Here is a 15684-nt window from a genome sequence, read left to right as displayed (position 1 = left end):
GGCAACTCCCCCGGCCGCGACGCCCCTTCAGCCTGGTCAACCCCCGATTGTGAGCGTTCTGTTACCTCGGCAACCGGAGCCGTGGCCCGCGCATCTATCTGGGTATGAAGGGCACGAAGGGGCGTCGCCGGTTCATCGACTATCCGCGCCGGGGCCGGGAGGGGCCGCGCCGCTGGCTGCCGTCATGGCGGCTGTGGCTCGGCACCCTCGGCTTCGGCATCCTCTCGCTGGCCGGGCTGTTCGCCATTGTGTATGCAAATGTCGACATCCCGAACGAGAATACGCTGGCCGGACAGGAGGCCACCGTCTACTACTGGGCGGACGGCAGCCAGATGGTGAGCGTGGGCGCCGTCAACCGGCAGAACGTCGCCCTCGACAAGGTGCCGGACTCCGTCGAGAACTCCGTCATCGCCGCGGAGAACGCCACCTTCTACAGCGACCCGGGCATCTCCTTCCAGGGCATCGCCCGCGCGGTGGTCAATATGGTCTCCGGTGAGGAGACCCAGGGCGGCTCCACCATCACCCAGCAATATGTGAAGAACACCTATCTCTCGCAGGACCAGACGGTCACCCGCAAGCTGAGGGAATTCATCATTGCGCTGAAGGTGAGCAATCAGCAGTCCAAGCAGGAGATTCTGCGCGGCTACCTCAACACCAGCTGGTTCGGCCGGGGTTCGTACGGCATACAGGCCGCCGCCCATGCGTATTACGGCATCGACGCCAAGGACCTGAACCCCAGTCAGGGCGCCCTGCTGGCCGCCCTGCTGAAGGGCTCGGAGCAGTACGACCCGGGGATGGGCAAGGCCAACCACGAGCGGGCCGTGGCGCGCTGGAAGTGGATACTCGACCGGCAGGTCGCCACCGGGAAGATGAGCGAGCAGGAACGGGCCAAGTACCGGAAATTCCCCGAGCCCCGGTCACCCTCGAAGCCCACCAGCCAGGCCGGCCAGATCGGTTATCTCGTCGATGTGGCCAACAAGTTCGTCAAGTCGAAGACCGGGCTCACCGACAAGGACCTGGCACGCGGCGGCTACCGCATTCACACCACCTTCGACAAGGAGCGCACCCGCCGCCTGGAAAAGGCGGTCACCGATGTCCGCCGTCAGAACATCGACCCGAAGAAGCGCGCCGCGGACAATTACGTGGAGTTCGGCGCGGCCTCCGTCCGTCCGAAGGACGGGGCGATCCTCGCCGTCTACGGCGGCACGGACGCCACCCGGCACTTCAGCAACAACGCGGACACCACGGCGGTTCCGGCCGGCTCCGCCTTCAAGCCGTTCGTGCTGGCGGCCGCGTTCCAGCAGCTGCTCGACCGGCCCGACGACTCCTTCGACACGTACGAGGGCACGGACCAGGCGCAGCCGGTGGACCTCAAGAGCAGACCGGAAAATCTCCGCTCGGCCCTGCTGAAGGCCGAGAACCCGCCGTTCGTTCAGGCCGGGCAGCACATCGGGCTGGAGCGGATCCGGGATCTGGCGGTGGCCGCGGGCCTGCGCGAGGAGAGCATGGCCCGCCTGGAGCAGACCTTCCCGCTGGGCACCTCCGCACCCAGCGCGATCCGGATGGCGAGCGCCTACACCACGTTCGTCAACGGCGGACTGCACTCCGACCCGTACGCGGTGTCATCGATGACCTACGGCGGCAAGAAGGTCCACGGCTTCGACCGGGCCGAGCCCGACCAGGTCCTCGACGCCGGGGTCGCCCAGCAGGTGTCCGGCACCCTGGAGGGGCTGGGCCTGCGCACGCCGGGCCTGCCCGGCGGCAAGGCGTCCCGGCAGCTGGTCGCGGCGGGCCGCACCGAGCCCGGCGACCGGATGAAGTCGGCGTGGTTCATCGGCAGCCCGGTCGCCGGCCCGGAGACCGGCACCGGCCCCGGCACCGGAGCGGGGAAGTGGGACGGGGTGCGCCCCGGCCTCACGCCCGGCGACGGCGGCGAGCCGACCACCGCCATCACCCTGTTCCGCAACAAGCCGGGAGCGCCCGAGCTGCTGCCCATGCAGGGCGTCGGCGGCGACGACAAGGCACTGGGCACGGACCTGCCCCCGAAGGTCTGGAGCGCCTACCAGAACGCGTCCTGACGCGCCTGGGCGCCCGGCCACGGGGCCGGGCGCCCACCGTCCTCAGTCGTTGGCGACGACGGGGTAGCGCGGCTCCTGCTCGGCCATCTGCTTCAGCGCGTCCTTGCGGTCCCGCTTGCTGAGCCGGTCGATGTAGAGGTAGCCGTAGAGGTGATCGGTCTCGTGCTGGAGGCAGCGCGCGAAGTAGCCGGTGCCCTCCACCGCGATCGGCTCGCCCTTGGCGTCCTGCCCCCGGACGACGGCGTAATCGGGGCGGGCCAGCTCCGCGTACGCACCGGGCACCGACAGACAGCCCTCGTTGGAGTCGTCCAGCACCCTGCGCTCGGCGGGCAGCTCGTCCAGCACCGGGTTGCAGACCGCACCGACGTGCCGGACGCCCTGGTCGTCCAGGCAGTCGTAGACGAAGACCTTCAGGTCCACACCGATCTGGTTCGCGGCCAGGCCCACGCCCTCGGCGGTGCGCTGGCTGGCGAACATGTCGTCGATGAGCTGGGCGAGCTCGTCGTCGAACGACGTGACGTCCTTGCACTCCTTGTGGAGCACCGGGTTGCCGACAACCGTGATCGGCCGCGAGGTGCCGCGTGCGCGGTGGGCGGCCTCCCGCTCCTCGGCGTCCGTGACATCGTCGATGAACTCGTCGTCCACCCGCTGGTCACCGTCTTGATCAAACACAGGCTGCTGGGCCATCTCCGCCGTACGCCTTCCTCAAAAAACCCTGATGAGTCGCCGTACAGCCTACGGGGACCGGAGCGGGCCCTCAGCAGACCTCTTCAAGATCGCGCCATTCCCGGGTGTCCGGGCTGTCCGCGACCCAGCCGTCGAGCAGGCCGCGCACCAGGGCGGACGGCGCCGCGATCCCGCATTCGCGCTCCGGGACCCACAGGGATCCCGAGCCCGCGGTGCGGTGTCCGAGCGGACCGGGATGGCCCGGCTCACTGTGGTCGTGCGGGTCCAGATGCTCGCCGTCGCCCTCGTCGCTGGGCATCCGGCTCTCCGAGCACGTACGGCACAGCAGCCGTACCGAGGACGACCAGTCCTCGGCGGCGAAGCCGGCATCGGCCGCCAGCCGCTCCAGGGCGTCCCGGTCGGCCTCCGTGGCGGCCTCCAGCAGCACCACCCAGGTGGGGACCGGGGAGGGCGCCCACAGCTCGATCTCGTCGAAGACCGGAAACGCCCGGGTGGCACCGGCCGTGCCCGCGGCGGTGGTGCGCTCGCCGTGCGGTACGCCGTCGTGCAGCACCACCTCGCCCCAGCGCCGCCCGGAGGACGGCAGCGGGATGGACAGCACCTCGATACGGGCCGGGTCCAGCCGTCGGCCCCAGACCACCTCGGCCTCGCCCTCCGGGGAGAGGCGGACGGCGGCGCTGCCCAGGGCCATACCGAGCGGTTCGCCGGACGGGGAGCCGTCGCCGGGGACCTTGAGCCCATACGCCTGCCAGGCGCGGCGGGCCAGCGGCCAGTCCTGGAGGGCGGTGGCGGCGATCCCGACGTTCCACCAGTCGGGCGCCCCGCTCTCGCGGTCCAGCAGCGCCACCGCGCGCAGGCCGGCGGCCCGCGCCTGCTCCCAGTCGTGCCGGAACTTGTGCAGCAGGGCCAGGTTGAACCAGGACTCCGACAGCCACGGCTCCATGTCCGCGGCGCGGGTCAGCAGCGCCCCCGCGTCCTCGTAACGGCCGTCGCCGATCAGCGTGAAAGCGCGGTCGGTCGCCTGTCGCCACGAGGCGGAGGGCCGGTGCCGTACCTTGCCGAAGATCCTCACGATTCCCGCCTGCTGGTTGCTCTCGATGCCGCTCCGGAGGTGTCCCGAGCGGCGCCCGGGGCCCTTCTGGGGGCCCACTCGACAACCTGCCACAGATTGCCGTCGGGCTCAGCCTGGTTTGCTGCGCCCCCTGCGGCTCCTTGCCCTGTGCCGACCCCCTGAACCCCCCTGAAGGGGCTTCCTTCGCATCCAACCATGCCCATCTCGAAGGGCGCTCATTACCCATGGGTTCCATGACCTCGGGCACTTTGCGAAGGCTCAACGGCGGGGTTTCGGCGCGACCGGACGGATCCGGCGGGGAGCGTTCTCCACCCGTCATGGGCTAGTTCCGACCTTACCGTCCGATACGTTCGGGGAGGGGTCCGCGGGCCGGTCGCGGGGAGCCCGCAGCGGGCCGCACAAGCGGCACCGTGCACCGCTCACATCGGCGCACTCACACCGCCTTGCGCCCGGCGCACACGGCTCGTCCACCGCGCGCCAGGACCCGGGCCAGCGCCTCCACGACCTGGGGTTCATGGTCCTGGGCGGTCGCCAGCCGCAGCCGCTCCAGGGCGCGCAGCGGGCCGCCGGGCCCCGCGCTGCCGCCCGACAGATCGTCGTAGGCGTTGACGGTGCGGACGATACGTGCCGTGACCGGCTGGTCCCGGTACGGATCGGCCTGCCGCTCGACGATCACCGCCACCTCCGGGGGCACCCCGGTCTGCCGGACGACGGCGCCGCCCAGCAGCGCGATCCGGCGCTGCTCGGCGGGCGGCAGCGGTGCGGTCGCCCCGTCGGGCACCGGGTCCAACAGCGAGAGCTGGCCGATGTCGTGCATCAGGGCGGCGTACTCCAGCATGTCCAGATCCGGTCCGTTCAGGCCGAGTTCACGGCCCACCGCCCGGCTGAGCGCGGCCACCCTGCGGGCGTGACCGTGCGGGGTGTACCCGGCGATCTCGGTGGAGCGGGCCAGTGAGGCGATGGTCTGGCGGTAGGTGGCGCGCACCGCCGCGAACCGGCGGAAGGCACACTCGGTCAGCAGCAGCGGCAGACAGAACACCGGCAGCGCCCACAGTCCGGCGACCGCGGTGGCGAGCGAGATCACCACCCCGGTGGCACAGATGGCGGTGCCGATGCCGAGCAGCGCCCGCAACTCGTCGCGCAGCAGCGGTCCGTACGGCCAGCCGGTACGGGCCCGGGCGAGCGCGGCGGCCAGCACCGCGTCACACAACGTGGTCAGGGCCAGCAGACCGACCAGGAAGAGCGCCCAGCCAGGACCGGACGCCAGCCAGCTGCCCAACCTCCCGGTGTTGTACAGAGGTTGGAAGCAGGTGGCGGCGAAGCCGACGGTCAGCACCCGGCGCGCCAGCGGATCCAGCGCCGGCCCCCGGCCGCGCGCGAGCCGCGGGACCAGCCCGACCAGCCCGGCCGCCAGGACGACCGCCACGACCTGCGCCACGCCATGGGTGGTCGGGCGGCCGCCGGCCTCGCCGAGCAGCGCATACGCGAGCGCGCCGGCCGCGCCGAGCGGTGCGCCCTCCCGCTCCCCCGGCGCCCGCCCGTCCTCCGTTGCCGGTGCCGGGCCCCGGCCGGCCAGCTCACCCACCGCGATCAGGACGCCGAAGGCCAGCGCGATACCGGGCTGTTCCAGCCCCTCCCAGAGCGTGCCGCCGAGCGACCAGCACGCCAGGGCGGCGGCCGGCACATACACCGCGGCGATCACCGCGCGGCCGCGGGCGGCGGACCGGCCGGCGCAGCGGGCGGTGTGGTCGTCCGGGGCCGGGCGGTCCTCGCGGGCCCGGTCGTCCTCGGGGCGCCGGTCCTCGGGGGTCCTGACCTCGGGGGGCTCCTCGGAAGGCTCCTCAGGCGTGCCGGTAGGCGTGCCGGTCATCGGGCACCGTCCCGTACCGCCCCCGGCACACCGTCCGTCCCTCGCGTCCCTTCCGCCCCGCGCACCCCGTCCGCGTCATGCGCCCCTTCCACCTGCGGGGGCGTGACGTTTCCTCCGGCGCCCCGCACACCACCTCGCACCCCTCCCGGCTCCGGGTCCGCCGCCGTCACCAGGTCCGGATGCCAGCCGTACCGGTCGAGCGACGCCACCAGCGCCCGGACCATCCGCGGATCGAACTGCGCACCGGCGCACCGGCGCAGCTCCGCGACCGCCGCCGGCACCGGCCGGGCCCGGCGGTAGGAGCGGGTCGAGGTCATCGCGTCGAAGGCGTCGGCGACCGCCACCACCCTGGCGAACTCGGGAATTTGATGCCCCCTCAGGCCGTAGGGGTAGCCGCGGCCGTCGAGCCGTTCGTGGTGGTGCAGGATCGCTTTCCGCGCCTCTCCCAGGAAGCCGATGCCGCGCACGATCTCGTGTCCGTACTCCGGATGCAGCTCGATGACCCGGCGCTCCTCCGGGGTCAGGGGGCCGTCCTTGCGCAACAGCCGGGTGGGGACGCCGAGTTTGCCGACGTCGTGCAGGATGCCGGCGAACCTCAGCGCCTCGACCCGGTCCTCCGCCATGCCCAGTTCCCGGGCGATCATCACGGAGGCCCGGCCGACCCGCTCGCTGTGCCCCCGGGTGTAGCGGTCCTTGAGGTCCACGGCCTGCACCAGGGCCCGGATGGTGGCCTGATGGGCGGCGCGCTCGCGGTGGTAGCGGTCGAAGACCCAGCACGACAGATACATCGGCAGCAGCACCAGCAGCGCCGCCGGCGGCCCGTACGAGCTGCACCACAGGACCGCCATCATCAGCCCGGCGAGGCCGTGGACGAGGTGCGGGCCCAGCGAGCGGGTCAGCAGACCGCGCCAGGCGGTGCGTACGGGGTGCCGTTCGGCGGTGACCAGCACCCCGCCCTCCAGCGCCGCCGGCACCGCGCAGAAGACCGCTGCGGCGGCCGCGGCGGGCAGCAGCAGGACGGGGAACTCCGGTGCGGTGAGCGGCTGGTGGCCCAGGGCGCCGAAGACCCAGGCGGCCGCGGAGCAGGCGAGCGCCAGCTCGGCGGCGTGCCAGAGTCTGCGGGCCGCGGCCGAGCGGGCCGCGGCCGGGGCGAGCAGGGCGCCCGGCACGGCCGCCAGGGCGGCCAGTGGCGGCGGCAGCAGGAAGACCGCGGCGAGCAGCACCGGGCCGGCCCAGCCGGGGCCCGCGGACGACCATGTCCCGTGCGGCGTGCGGCCGCCCGTCAGCGGGCAGCGGCGGAGCCGTTCGCACAGCGCATAGAGAGCGGCCAGGGTCAGAGCGGTGCTCCAGGGGGCGCCAGGGCCGAGCCGTACGGCGGGGGCGGTGCACAGCGCCGCGACCAGGGCGGCGCAGCCGATGTACCCTCGCGCGGCCGCCGGAAGTCCCCGCATCGCGCCCTCCTCACCGTGCCCACGGCTCTCCCCCGCCCGTGGGGAGCAGGGGATGCCCGGCGCCCGCATCCGCAGTGCGCTCGGGTCCGGTGAGAATAGAGGGGCTGGGGCGCCGGGGAAGGCGCATCAGCGGATCGGGCCGGACGAATCGCCCGCCCCTCACCCCTTAGGGTGATCTGCCGCCTTATTCGGCGCGCGCGGTCTTCGAACGTGCCTCGGCGGAGCCGGCCGTCCCGGACGGCCCGCCGGCCTCCTCGGAGCGGGCCTCCGCGTCGGCCTGCTCCCGCTGTGCCGCTTCGTGCCGTGCCTGTTCGAGCACGCTCACCTCGGGCACGGTCTCGCCCGCCCGGATGAGGTCGATCCGGCCCATCACCTTGGAGCGCAGATCGCTGGGGACGTCGTCATGCCCGCAGCAGCGCTTGACGAGCTTCTTGACGGCCTGCTCCAGCCCGTACTTCTCCAGGCACGGCGAGCACTCCTCGAGATGCACCTGGAACTCCGCGCACTCCCCGGCGGGCATCTCGCGGTCGAGATACTCGTAGAGGTGGTCAAGGACCTCTGAGCAGTCCTTCTCGTGCGGCTGTCCGCAGCTCATGATCCCGAGCCTTTCCGGTCGTGCGACTCCGACGTCCGCGCGGCCTGCGGGTCCGCAGCCGTCGCCCCCGCCGGGACCAGCCCGCGCTCACGGGCGTAGTCCTCCAGCATGCCGCGCAGTTGGCGCCGGCCGCGGTGCAGTCGGGACATCACCGTGCCGATGGGTGTCCCCATGATGTCCGCGATCTCCTTGTACGCAAAGCCCTCGACGTCCGCGAGGTAGACGGCGATACGGAACTCCTCGGGGATCGCCTGGAGCGCGGCCTTCACGTCCGAGTCGGGCAGGTGGTCGAGCGCCTGGGACTCGGCGGAGCGCAGACCCGTCGACATATGCGACTCGGCGCGCGCCAGCTGCCAGTCCTCGATCTCGTCGGCGGCACTGCGCTGGGGCTCCCGCTGCTTCTTGCGGTAGGAGTTGATGAAGGTGTTCGTGAGGATGCGGTAGAGCCAGGCCTTGAGGTTGGTGCCCTCCCGGAACTGGTGGAAGGACGCGTACGCCTTGGCGTACGTCTCCTGCACCAGGTCCTCCGCATCGGCCGGATTGCGCGTCATGCGCAGCGCGGCGGAGTACATCTGGTCGAGGAAGGTGAGCGCATCCCGCTCGAAGCGCGCATTGCGCTCGGACGCACTCTCCTCCCGGCGCGCAGACTTCTCCTCAGCCGCGCCGTCGGCCCCTGCGTCGGTACCGGTGACCGGACCCACCTCCTCCAACACCGTCACGGATCCGGAAGCGGACCCACTCGATTCGGAGAATAGACGACGATCCGATGCCGCCGCCGCTCCAGCCAGGGCGGGCTGCGTCACCTGCATCTGCGACCACGGCAGATCAGCGGCCGGGCGGGCCGGGCAAGCGATTCCCATGCGGCGGACTCCCATTCCTCGTGCTGCGCTGGACGTACTCGAGTACCTACGCAAGCCACAACAGCCGCGTCCGCCGGGGCATTCCCGTCCGGCGGGGCGATCTTTGTCCGCCAGCCGCCCGGGTTGACAAAGCCCCTTGCCGGTTCGGCAATGGAGAGGTGGACGACAAGGCGCGCGGCGGCGCGAAGGGAAACGACGGCGGCGACGGTGGCGGTGGCGGCGTGACCGAGGACGCCTACGAGCGGGTGCTCGCCGAGGTGGGCCCGCGGCTGCGGCGGCTGCGCCAGGAGCGCGGGGTGACGCTCGCCGCGCTCTCCGACGCGACCGGGATCTCGGTGAGCACGCTCTCGCGGCTGGAGTCCGGCGGCCGCCGGGCCACCCTCGAACTGCTGCTGCCGCTGGCGCAGGCGCACCAGGTGCCGCTGGACGAGCTGGTGGGGGCGCCGCAGGTGGGCGATCCGCGGGTACGCGCGGTGCCGGTGCGGCGCGGGGACCGGACCGTGGTGCCGCTGACCCGGCAGCCGGGCGCGCTCCAGGCGTTCAAGCTGGTCATCGACCCGGGCGGCGGTCCGCCCGAGCAGCGGACGCACGAGGGCTACGAGTGGCTGTACGTCCTGTCCGGGCGGCTGCGGCTGCTGCTGGCCGACCGCGATGTGGAGCTGCGGGCCGGGGAGGCGGCGGAGTTCGACACCCGGCTGCCGCACTGGTTCGGACCCGCGGACAGCGAGCCGGTGGAGCTGCTGAGCCTGTTCGGCCGGCAGGGCGAGCGGATGCACGTACGGGCCCGGCCGCGGGGGCGGGCGGACTGACTCCGCGGGCCGCGACGCGGCACCCCGGTCCGGGCGGCCGTCCGGGGTCCCGGCCCGCCCGGTCAGCCGCACCTGCCGCCGGCCCCCACCCCAGCGGTCAGCCGAACATCCCGTCCAGCCACGCCACCACCGCGTCCGTGAGCACCGCCATCGACTCCGCCTCGCCGACGCCCGCCTTCTTCGGCACCGCGAAGCCGTGGTCGCCGTGCGGGACCTCGGTGAGCGTGGTCCCCGGCGGGAACTCCGCAGGCCGGCCGAACGGGTCCCGGCCGCCCTGGACCACCAGCGTCGGCACCCCGGCGCCGGTCAGCTCGTCGACCCGTGACTTCTCCGGCCTGCCCGGCGGGTGCAGCGGAAAGCTCAGCGCCAGTACGGCCTCGGCGCCCAGCTCACGCGCCGTACGGCAGGCCACCCGGGCCCCGGCGCTCCGGCCGCCGGCCACCACCGGCAGCCCCGGCTTCTCCAGCGCCGGCCACAGCGCGGTCCACCCGGTGTCCAGGGTCTTCGGCGCGGGCGCCACCTTCTTGCCGGCCACCCGCCACGGCTGCTCGACCAGCGCCACGGTGTAGCCGCGGGCCGGCAGCACCGCCGCCAGCGCCCGCAGATCACGCGCCTCGATGCCGCCGCCGGCGCCGTGGCTGACGGCCACCACGGCCCGGGCCGGCTCCGCGTCGCGGTACCAGGTGATCCGGGCGTCGCCCACCGGTGTCGCGACCGTCTCGGTCTCCATCGCCCCTGTACTCATACGCCCATCCTGCCCGCGCCGCGGCGGGAAGGGCACCGCAGCACGCACGGGCACCTCAGAACAGCGTGCCGACCTCGGGTGCCTCCAGCTCGGCCACCAGCTCGGGCCCGTTGTTGCGGACATTGCTGACCTCGGTGGACACCGGATAGGCGCGCATCATGCCGGGGGGCGGCGGCGCCAGCAGGTCCTGCACGGTGTCGGGGTCCGTGCGGTCCGGGTCGAGCCAGGCGTCCCAGCGGTCCGGGGTGAGCACCAGCGGCATCCGCGGGTGGATGTCGGCCAGCGCCTGCGGCCCCTCACCGCCGTCCGCCCCGGCCAGCGGGGTGGTCTCGGCCTCGGTGGTGACCACCGCGCACGTCACCCACCAGGCCAGCGGGTGGTCCCCGGGCAGCGTCCGGTCCCGCCAGAACTCGTACAGCCCGGCCATCGCCATCACCGAGCCGTCGGCGGGCGTGACGAAGTACGGCTGCTTACGGGGCCGCTTCTTCCTGCCCTGCTCCTCCAGCTGACGCTCGGCGGGGTCGGTGACCCACTCGAAGTAGCCGTCACCGGGCAGCAGACAGCGGCGGACCGCGAAGGCCTGGCGGAAGGACGGCTTCTCGTGCACCGTCTCGGCCCGCGCATTGATCATCCGCGCCGCGCCCTCGGGTGATTTCGACCACGACGGGACCAGGCCCCACTTCAGCGTCCGCAGCTGGCGCACCGGGCCCGGCGGGAAGGCCCCGGCCGCCTCGCCCTTGAGGGGGCGTTCGAGCACCGCGTGCACGTTGTCCGTCGGAGCCACGTTCCAACTGGGCGCCAGGGTCTCCTTCGGCTCCCACTGCTGCACGCCGAAGACCCCCACCAGGTCCTCCGGGCGTCGGCTCGCTGCATACCTACCGCACATACATGCCACACTGCCATGCCACACGAAGGGGAGACATGGACACCGACCACCTCACCGACATATGGGGCCGCGTCTTCGGGACCCAGCCCGCCCCCTCGCTCTGGCTGGTGATCGTCACGGCGGTGCTCGCGCTGGGCGCCGTCGTCCCGCACACCACCTGGCGGCTGTCGCGCAACGCCGTCACCATCGCGCACGAGGGCGGGCACGGGCTGATCGCGCTGGTCACCGGACGCCGTCTGGACGGCATCCGGCTGCACTCGGACACCTCGGGTCTGACCGTTTCGCGTGGCAAGCCGACCGGTCTCGGCATGGTGCTGACCGCCGCGGCCGGCTACATCGCGCCGTCCCTGCTGGGTCTGGCCGGCGCCGCGCTGCTCGCCGCGGGGCACATCACGGCGCTGCTGTGGGGCGCCACCGCGCTGCTGCTGGCGATGCTGGTCATGATCCGCAACGCCTACGGCGTACTGACCGTCGTACTGGCCGGCGCCACGTTCGTGCTGGTCTCCTGGATGACGACGGCCGAGGTGCAGGCCGCGTTCGGGTACATGGTGGTGTGGTTCCTGCTGCTGGGCGGGGTGCGGCCGCCGTTCGAGCTGATGGGCAAGCGGCGCCGGGGCGGGGCAGCGGACTCCGATCCGGACCAGCTGGCACGGCTGACCAATGTCCCGGCTGCCGTCTGGCTCGGCCTCTTCCACGTGGTGACGCTGTGCTCCCTGATAGGCGGCGGCCGCTGGCTGCTGGGCCTGTGACGCCGTCCGCGGCCGGTTCCCGTCCCAACGGGCCCTGCGTTTCCGCCGCTTGCCGCACCCCGGTACGCGCGCACGGTGTCGGCGCCGTGTGCCGGAGGGGCTGTGCCACTTTTGATCAAGATCGGCACCCTTGCCCAGCCATTAAAGTAAGGGCATGACCGAGAGCCCCGCACACCCCGCCCTGTGGCCCGCCCCCCTCGCCTCCGGCGCCGTCGATGCAACCGTCACCGTGCCCGGCTCCAAATCGGTCACCAACCGCGGCCTGGTGCTGGCCGCCCTCTCCTCCGAGCCCGGCTGGCTGCGCCGCCCGCTGCGCTCCCGCGACACCCTGCTGATGGCCGAGGCGCTGCGCACCATGGGTGTCGGCATCGAGGAGACGGCCTCCTCGAGCTCCGCCGGCTCCGCCGAGGGTGCCGGGCAGCCCGGCGGCGGTGAGGCCTGGCGGATCATCCCGGCGGGGCTGCACGGCCCGGCCACCATCGACGTCGGCAATGCCGGAACGGTCATGCGCTTCCTGCCGCCGGTCGCCGCGCTGGCCGACGGCCCGGTCCGCTTCGACGGCGACCCGCGCTCCTACGAGCGCCCGCTCGGCGGGGTCATCGACGCGCTGCGCGCCCTGGGCGCCCGGATCGACGACGACAACCGCGGTGCGCTCCCGATGACGGTCTTCGGCGGCGGCGCCCTGGAGGGCGGTGCGGTCGAGATCGACGCGTCCTCGTCCTCCCAGTTCGTCAGCGCCCTGCTGCTGTCCGCGCCGCGCTTCAACCAGGGCGTCGAGGTCCGGCACATCGGCGCCGCGCTGCCCTCGATGCCGCACATCCGGATGACCGTCGACATGCTGCGCAGCGTCGGCGCGCAGGTGGACACCCCGGAGGCGGGCGGCGAGCCCAACGTCTGGCGGGTCACCCCGGGCGCGATGCTCGGCCGCGATCTGGTCGTCGAGCCGGATCTGTCCAACGCCCAGCCGTTCCTGGCCGCCGCGCTGGTCACCGGCGGCAGCGTCACCATCCCCGACTGGCCCGAGCACACCACCCAGCCCGGTGACGCGCTGCGCGAGATCTTCACCACCATGGGCGGCTCCTGCGAGCTGACCGAGCACGGCCTGACCTTCACCGGCAGCGGCCGGATCCACGGCATCGACGTCGACCTGAGCGAGGTCGGCGAGCTGACCCCGGGCATCGCCGCGGTCGCCGCGCTGGCCGACTCCCCCTCGACGCTGCGCGGGGTGGCCCATCTGCGGCTGCACGAGACCGACCGGCTGGCCGCGCTCACCAAGGAGCTCAACGAACTCGGCGGCGATGTCACCGAGACCGCGGACGGTCTGCACATCCGGCCGCGCCCCCTGCACGGCGGGGTCTTCCACACCTACGAGGACCACCGGCTGGCCACCGCCGCGGCGGTCATCGGCCTCGCGGTCGAGGGCGTGGAGGTGGAGAACGTCGCCACGACGGCCAAGACCCTGCCCGACTTCCCCGCGCTGTGGACACAGATGCTCGGTCCGTCGGCCGTCCCCGCCCGGAGAGCGTGAGGGCTGACGCGCCATGCGCCGCTACGGCAAGAACCCCGACGAGGACGACATCCGCGTCCGGCCCAACCCCAAGGGCAACCGTCCCCGCACCAACATCCGCCCCAAGCACCTGGACGCCGGCGAGGGCCTGGTCCTGACCGTCGACCGCGGCCGGCTGACCTGTCTCGTCGACGGCCGTACGGTCACCGCGATGAAGGCCCGTGAGCTGGGCCGCAAGAGCGCGGTGGTCGGCGACCGGGTCGCCGTGGTCGGCGATCTGACCGGTGCCAAGGACACCCTCGCCCGGATCGTCCGGGTCGAGCCGCGCTCCTCGACGCTGCGCCGTACGGCCGACGACGACGACCCGTACGAGCGGGTCGTGGTCGCCAACGCCGACCAGCTCGCGATCGTCACCGCACTGGCCGACCCCGAGCCGCGCCCCCGTCTGATCGACCGCTGTCTGGTCGCCGCCTACGACGCGGGCCTGGACCCGCTGCTGGTGCTGACCAAGTCCGATCTGGCCCCCGCCGACACCCTGCTGGAGTCCTACGGCGCGCTCGGCGTCCCCTATGTCGTCACCAACCGCGACGAACTCACCGACGGCAGCGCCGCCGAGCGGGTCCGGCAGGCGCTGACGGGCCGTATGACGGCGTTCGTCGGACACTCCGGCGTCGGCAAGACGACGCTGGTCAACGCCCTGGTCCCGGAGCGCCGCCGGGCCACAGGGCACGTCAACGCCGTCACCGGCCGCGGCCGGCACACCACCACCTCCGCGCTGGCGCTGCCGCTGCCCGGCGGCTCGGGCTGGGTCATCGACACCCCGGGCGTCCGCTCCTTCGGGCTGGCGCACATCGACCCGTCCCGGGTCATCCACGCCTTCCCCGACCTGGAGCCGGGCACCGTCGAATGCCCGCGCGCCTGTAGCCACGACGAGCAGGACTGCGCACTGGACGAGTGGGTCGCCACCGGCCACGCCGATCCGGCCCGCCTCTACTCGCTGCGGCGCCTCCTGGCCACCCGGGAGCGACGCGAGGGCGACTGATCACCGACGTTTGCCACCACCCTGCCGAGGTAAATGCATAATCACACCAAGGCTGACGAACTGGTCACCAGGCCCTGGTCGCCCGGACGGGGCCCCGGACGAGTGAGGGTGAAGTCCCGTCGTCACCCATCCAGCTGACGGAGGCGTGGTTATGGCGTGGTCGTGGCTGCTGGTCGTGGTGGCCGGGCTGCTGGAGACCGGCTTCGCGGTCTGCCTGAAGCTCTCGCACGGCTTCACCCGCATCTACCCGACCATCGCCTTCGCCGCGTTCGCCCTGGCCAGCTTCGGTCTGCTGACGCTGGCGCTGCGCCGGCTCGACGTCGGCCCGGCCTACGCGGTCTGGACCGGCCTCGGCGCGGCGGGCACCGCGGTCTACGGCATGGTCTTCCTCGGCGACCTGGTCTCCACCCTGAAGATCGTCTCCATCACCCTGGTCATCGTGGGCGTGATCGGGCTACAGCTGTCGGGCTCGGGACACTGACTCCGGCAGCGCTTCCACGGCCGACGCCCGGACTGTCAACTGCCGTACCACTGCCCCCTGTTGGCTCCCCGTCACCCCTGGTCGGCCGGCGCCACGCCGTCCGGAAGCCGCGCGAAGGCACCCCGCACGAGCCGTGAGACGGTCTCCGTCTCGGCCTCCCGGCGGGTCCGCTGTGCCGGTACGCGTCCCGGCACAGCGCCCGGTGCCACCGGTGCGAGCACACAGGACAGCGTCAGCCGCACCGCGGTCTCGCAGGCAACACCCAGCGCGGGCAGCTCCTCCTCGGGCCACCCCGGCTCCAGCGCCGCGACCGCCTGGTCGCGCAGCCGGCCGACGAGTTCGGCCGGGGCCGGCTCCCCCACCCCTGCCGCAGGGGACGGCAGCCGGTCGCCCCAGCAGCCCGTCAGCGCGGCTCTGACCAGCGGATTGGTGCGTGCGGTACGCAGCGTCCAGGAAGCCGCGGCGACCACCCGGGCCGCCGCATCGCCGCGCGCCCCGGCGGCCGGTGCGCCGCCCCGGGCAAGTACCCGGGCGACCCCGGCGAGGTAGTTGTCGGTCTCCCGGCGCACCAGCGCACGCGCCAGCCCGTCCTTGCTGCCGAACTCGTTGTAGAGCGTCTGCCGGGAGACCCCGGCCTCGGCCGCGACATCGACCATCCGTACGGCCGTCCAGGCCCGGGCCGTCAGCGCCGTATAGGCGGCGTCCAGCAGGGATTCACGCGCTGCGGGCATCCATCGCCTCCCCGGCCGCCCGGCCCAGGTGGCCGGTTTTCGCACAGAATTGACGTGACATCAGGCAGTGTCAAGGGTCGTCACAGGGCCGGCTCCCCGGACCGCTCCGCCCTCCCCGCTC

Annotated in this window: 15 protein-coding genes; 6 read left to right on the top strand and 9 right to left on the bottom strand. The window is 72.9% G+C overall.

What is annotated here, in order from left to right:
• Positions 1-104 precede the first annotated feature (104 nt).
• Positions 105-2078, top strand: a complete 1974-nt coding sequence (locus ACZ55A_RS18805; RefSeq protein WP_468841135.1) for a transglycosylase domain-containing protein — start codon at positions 105-107, stop codon at positions 2076-2078.
• A 42-nt stretch (positions 2079-2120) separates the two neighbouring features.
• Here the strand turns inward: ACZ55A_RS18805 and def are convergent, their stop codons facing one another.
• The 6 genes from def to ACZ55A_RS18775 all read right to left on the bottom strand — a co-directional run bounded on the left by def (position 2121) and on the right by ACZ55A_RS18775 (position 8454).
• The gene (def, locus tag ACZ55A_RS18800; protein ID WP_468841133.1) at positions 2121-2765 is read right to left on the bottom strand and encodes a peptide deformylase; all 645 of its coding nucleotides are present in this window, start codon (positions 2763-2765) and stop codon (positions 2121-2123) included.
• A gap of 70 nt (positions 2766-2835) precedes the next feature.
• On the bottom strand, positions 2836-3837 hold the full coding sequence (locus ACZ55A_RS18795) for a tetratricopeptide repeat protein (protein WP_468841131.1): 1002 nt from the start codon (positions 3835-3837) through the stop codon (positions 2836-2838).
• A 433-nt stretch (positions 3838-4270) separates the two neighbouring features.
• The gene (locus tag ACZ55A_RS18790) at positions 4271-5707 is read right to left on the bottom strand and encodes an HD-GYP domain-containing protein (RefSeq protein ID WP_468841129.1); all 1437 of its coding nucleotides are present in this window, start codon (positions 5705-5707) and stop codon (positions 4271-4273) included.
• Positions 5704-7158, bottom strand: a complete 1455-nt coding sequence (locus ACZ55A_RS18785) for an HD-GYP domain-containing protein (RefSeq protein WP_468841127.1) — start codon at positions 7156-7158, stop codon at positions 5704-5706. Before ACZ55A_RS18785 ends, ACZ55A_RS18790 begins: the two co-directional genes overlap by 4 nt.
• A gap of 184 nt (positions 7159-7342) precedes the next feature.
• The gene (gene rsrA / locus ACZ55A_RS18780; RefSeq protein WP_468841125.1) at positions 7343-7753 is read right to left on the bottom strand and encodes a mycothiol system anti-sigma-R factor; all 411 of its coding nucleotides are present in this window, start codon (positions 7751-7753) and stop codon (positions 7343-7345) included.
• Positions 7750-8454 (bottom strand): sigma-70 family RNA polymerase sigma factor, encoded by a 705-nt coding sequence (locus tag ACZ55A_RS18775; RefSeq protein WP_468841561.1) that lies wholly within the window; start codon positions 8452-8454, stop codon positions 7750-7752. Before ACZ55A_RS18775 ends, rsrA begins: the two co-directional genes overlap by 4 nt.
• Positions 8455-8834: 380 nt before the next feature.
• On the opposite strand from ACZ55A_RS18775, the gene ACZ55A_RS18770 reads away from it, so the two are divergent.
• Positions 8835-9422 (top strand): helix-turn-helix domain-containing protein, encoded by a 588-nt coding sequence (locus tag ACZ55A_RS18770; RefSeq protein ID WP_468841559.1) that lies wholly within the window; start codon positions 8835-8837, stop codon positions 9420-9422.
• Positions 9423-9519: 97 nt separating this feature from the next.
• Here the strand turns inward: ACZ55A_RS18770 and ACZ55A_RS18765 are convergent, their stop codons facing one another.
• Positions 9520-10167: an alpha/beta hydrolase family protein gene (locus ACZ55A_RS18765; protein ID WP_468841123.1), complete on the bottom strand. Its 648-nt coding sequence runs from the start codon at positions 10165-10167 to the stop codon at positions 9520-9522.
• A 55-nt stretch (positions 10168-10222) separates the two neighbouring features.
• Positions 10223-11053: an SOS response-associated peptidase gene (locus tag ACZ55A_RS18760; RefSeq protein WP_468841121.1), complete on the bottom strand. Its 831-nt coding sequence runs from the start codon at positions 11051-11053 to the stop codon at positions 10223-10225.
• A 35-nt stretch (positions 11054-11088) separates the two neighbouring features.
• Here ACZ55A_RS18760 and ACZ55A_RS18755 point away from each other — a divergent pair, with 35 nt between their 5' ends.
• The 4 genes from ACZ55A_RS18755 (at position 11089) to ACZ55A_RS18740 (ending at position 14832) form a co-directional block, all read left to right on the top strand.
• Positions 11089-11802 carry a M50 family metallopeptidase gene (locus tag ACZ55A_RS18755; RefSeq protein WP_468841119.1) on the top strand — a complete coding sequence of 238 codons (714 nt, stop codon included), beginning with the start codon at positions 11089-11091 and terminating at the stop codon, positions 11800-11802.
• A 154-nt stretch (positions 11803-11956) separates the two neighbouring features.
• Complete coding sequence (gene aroA, locus ACZ55A_RS18750) at positions 11957-13330, top strand: 3-phosphoshikimate 1-carboxyvinyltransferase (protein WP_468841117.1); 1374 nt, start codon at positions 11957-11959, stop codon at positions 13328-13330.
• A gap of 13 nt (positions 13331-13343) precedes the next feature.
• The gene (rsgA, locus tag ACZ55A_RS18745) at positions 13344-14351 is read left to right on the top strand and encodes a ribosome small subunit-dependent GTPase A (RefSeq protein ID WP_468841115.1); all 1008 of its coding nucleotides are present in this window, start codon (positions 13344-13346) and stop codon (positions 14349-14351) included.
• Between the two features lie 151 nt (positions 14352-14502).
• Positions 14503-14832, top strand: coding sequence for a DMT family transporter (locus ACZ55A_RS18740; RefSeq protein WP_468841113.1), 330 nt, complete (start codon positions 14503-14505; stop codon positions 14830-14832).
• Positions 14833-14903: 71 nt separating this feature from the next.
• Here ACZ55A_RS18740 and ACZ55A_RS18735 read toward each other — a convergent pair whose 3' ends face one another.
• On the bottom strand, positions 14904-15563 hold the full coding sequence (locus tag ACZ55A_RS18735) for a TetR/AcrR family transcriptional regulator (protein ID WP_468841111.1): 660 nt from the start codon (positions 15561-15563) through the stop codon (positions 14904-14906).
• Positions 15564-15684 lie beyond the last annotated feature (121 nt).

The organism is Streptomyces sp. NPDC034111 (genome assembly GCF_055575375.1).
The sequence above is the reverse complement of the archived record's forward strand: the minus strand, read 5'-3'. Positions and strand labels throughout refer to the sequence as shown.

Coding starts and splice junctions, on each gene's coding strand:
- ACZ55A_RS18805 (WP_468841135.1), top strand. CDS start 105: ATGAAGGGCACGAAGGGGCGTCGCCGGTTCATCGACTATCCGCGCCGG.
- def (WP_468841133.1), bottom strand. CDS start 2,765: ATGGCCCAGCAGCCTGTGTTTGATCAAGACGGTGACCAGCGGGTGGAC.
- ACZ55A_RS18790 (WP_468841129.1), bottom strand. CDS start 5,707: ATGACCGGCACGCCTACCGGCACGCCTGAGGAGCCTTCCGAGGAGCCC.
- ACZ55A_RS18785 (WP_468841127.1), bottom strand. CDS start 7,158: ATGCGGGGACTTCCGGCGGCCGCGCGAGGGTACATCGGCTGCGCCGCC.
- rsrA (WP_468841125.1), bottom strand. CDS start 7,753: ATGAGCTGCGGACAGCCGCACGAGAAGGACTGCTCAGAGGTCCTTGAC.
- ACZ55A_RS18765 (WP_468841123.1), bottom strand. CDS start 10,167: ATGAGTACAGGGGCGATGGAGACCGAGACGGTCGCGACACCGGTGGGC.
- ACZ55A_RS18760 (WP_468841121.1), bottom strand. CDS start 11,053: ATGTGCGGTAGGTATGCAGCGAGCCGACGCCCGGAGGACCTGGTGGGG.
- ACZ55A_RS18755 (WP_468841119.1), top strand. CDS start 11,089: ATGGACACCGACCACCTCACCGACATATGGGGCCGCGTCTTCGGGACC.
- aroA (WP_468841117.1), top strand. CDS start 11,957: ATGACCGAGAGCCCCGCACACCCCGCCCTGTGGCCCGCCCCCCTCGCC.
- rsgA (WP_468841115.1), top strand. CDS start 13,344: ATGCGCCGCTACGGCAAGAACCCCGACGAGGACGACATCCGCGTCCGG.
- ACZ55A_RS18740 (WP_468841113.1), top strand. CDS start 14,503: ATGGCGTGGTCGTGGCTGCTGGTCGTGGTGGCCGGGCTGCTGGAGACC.
- ACZ55A_RS18735 (WP_468841111.1), bottom strand. CDS start 15,563: ATGCCCGCAGCGCGTGAATCCCTGCTGGACGCCGCCTATACGGCGCTG.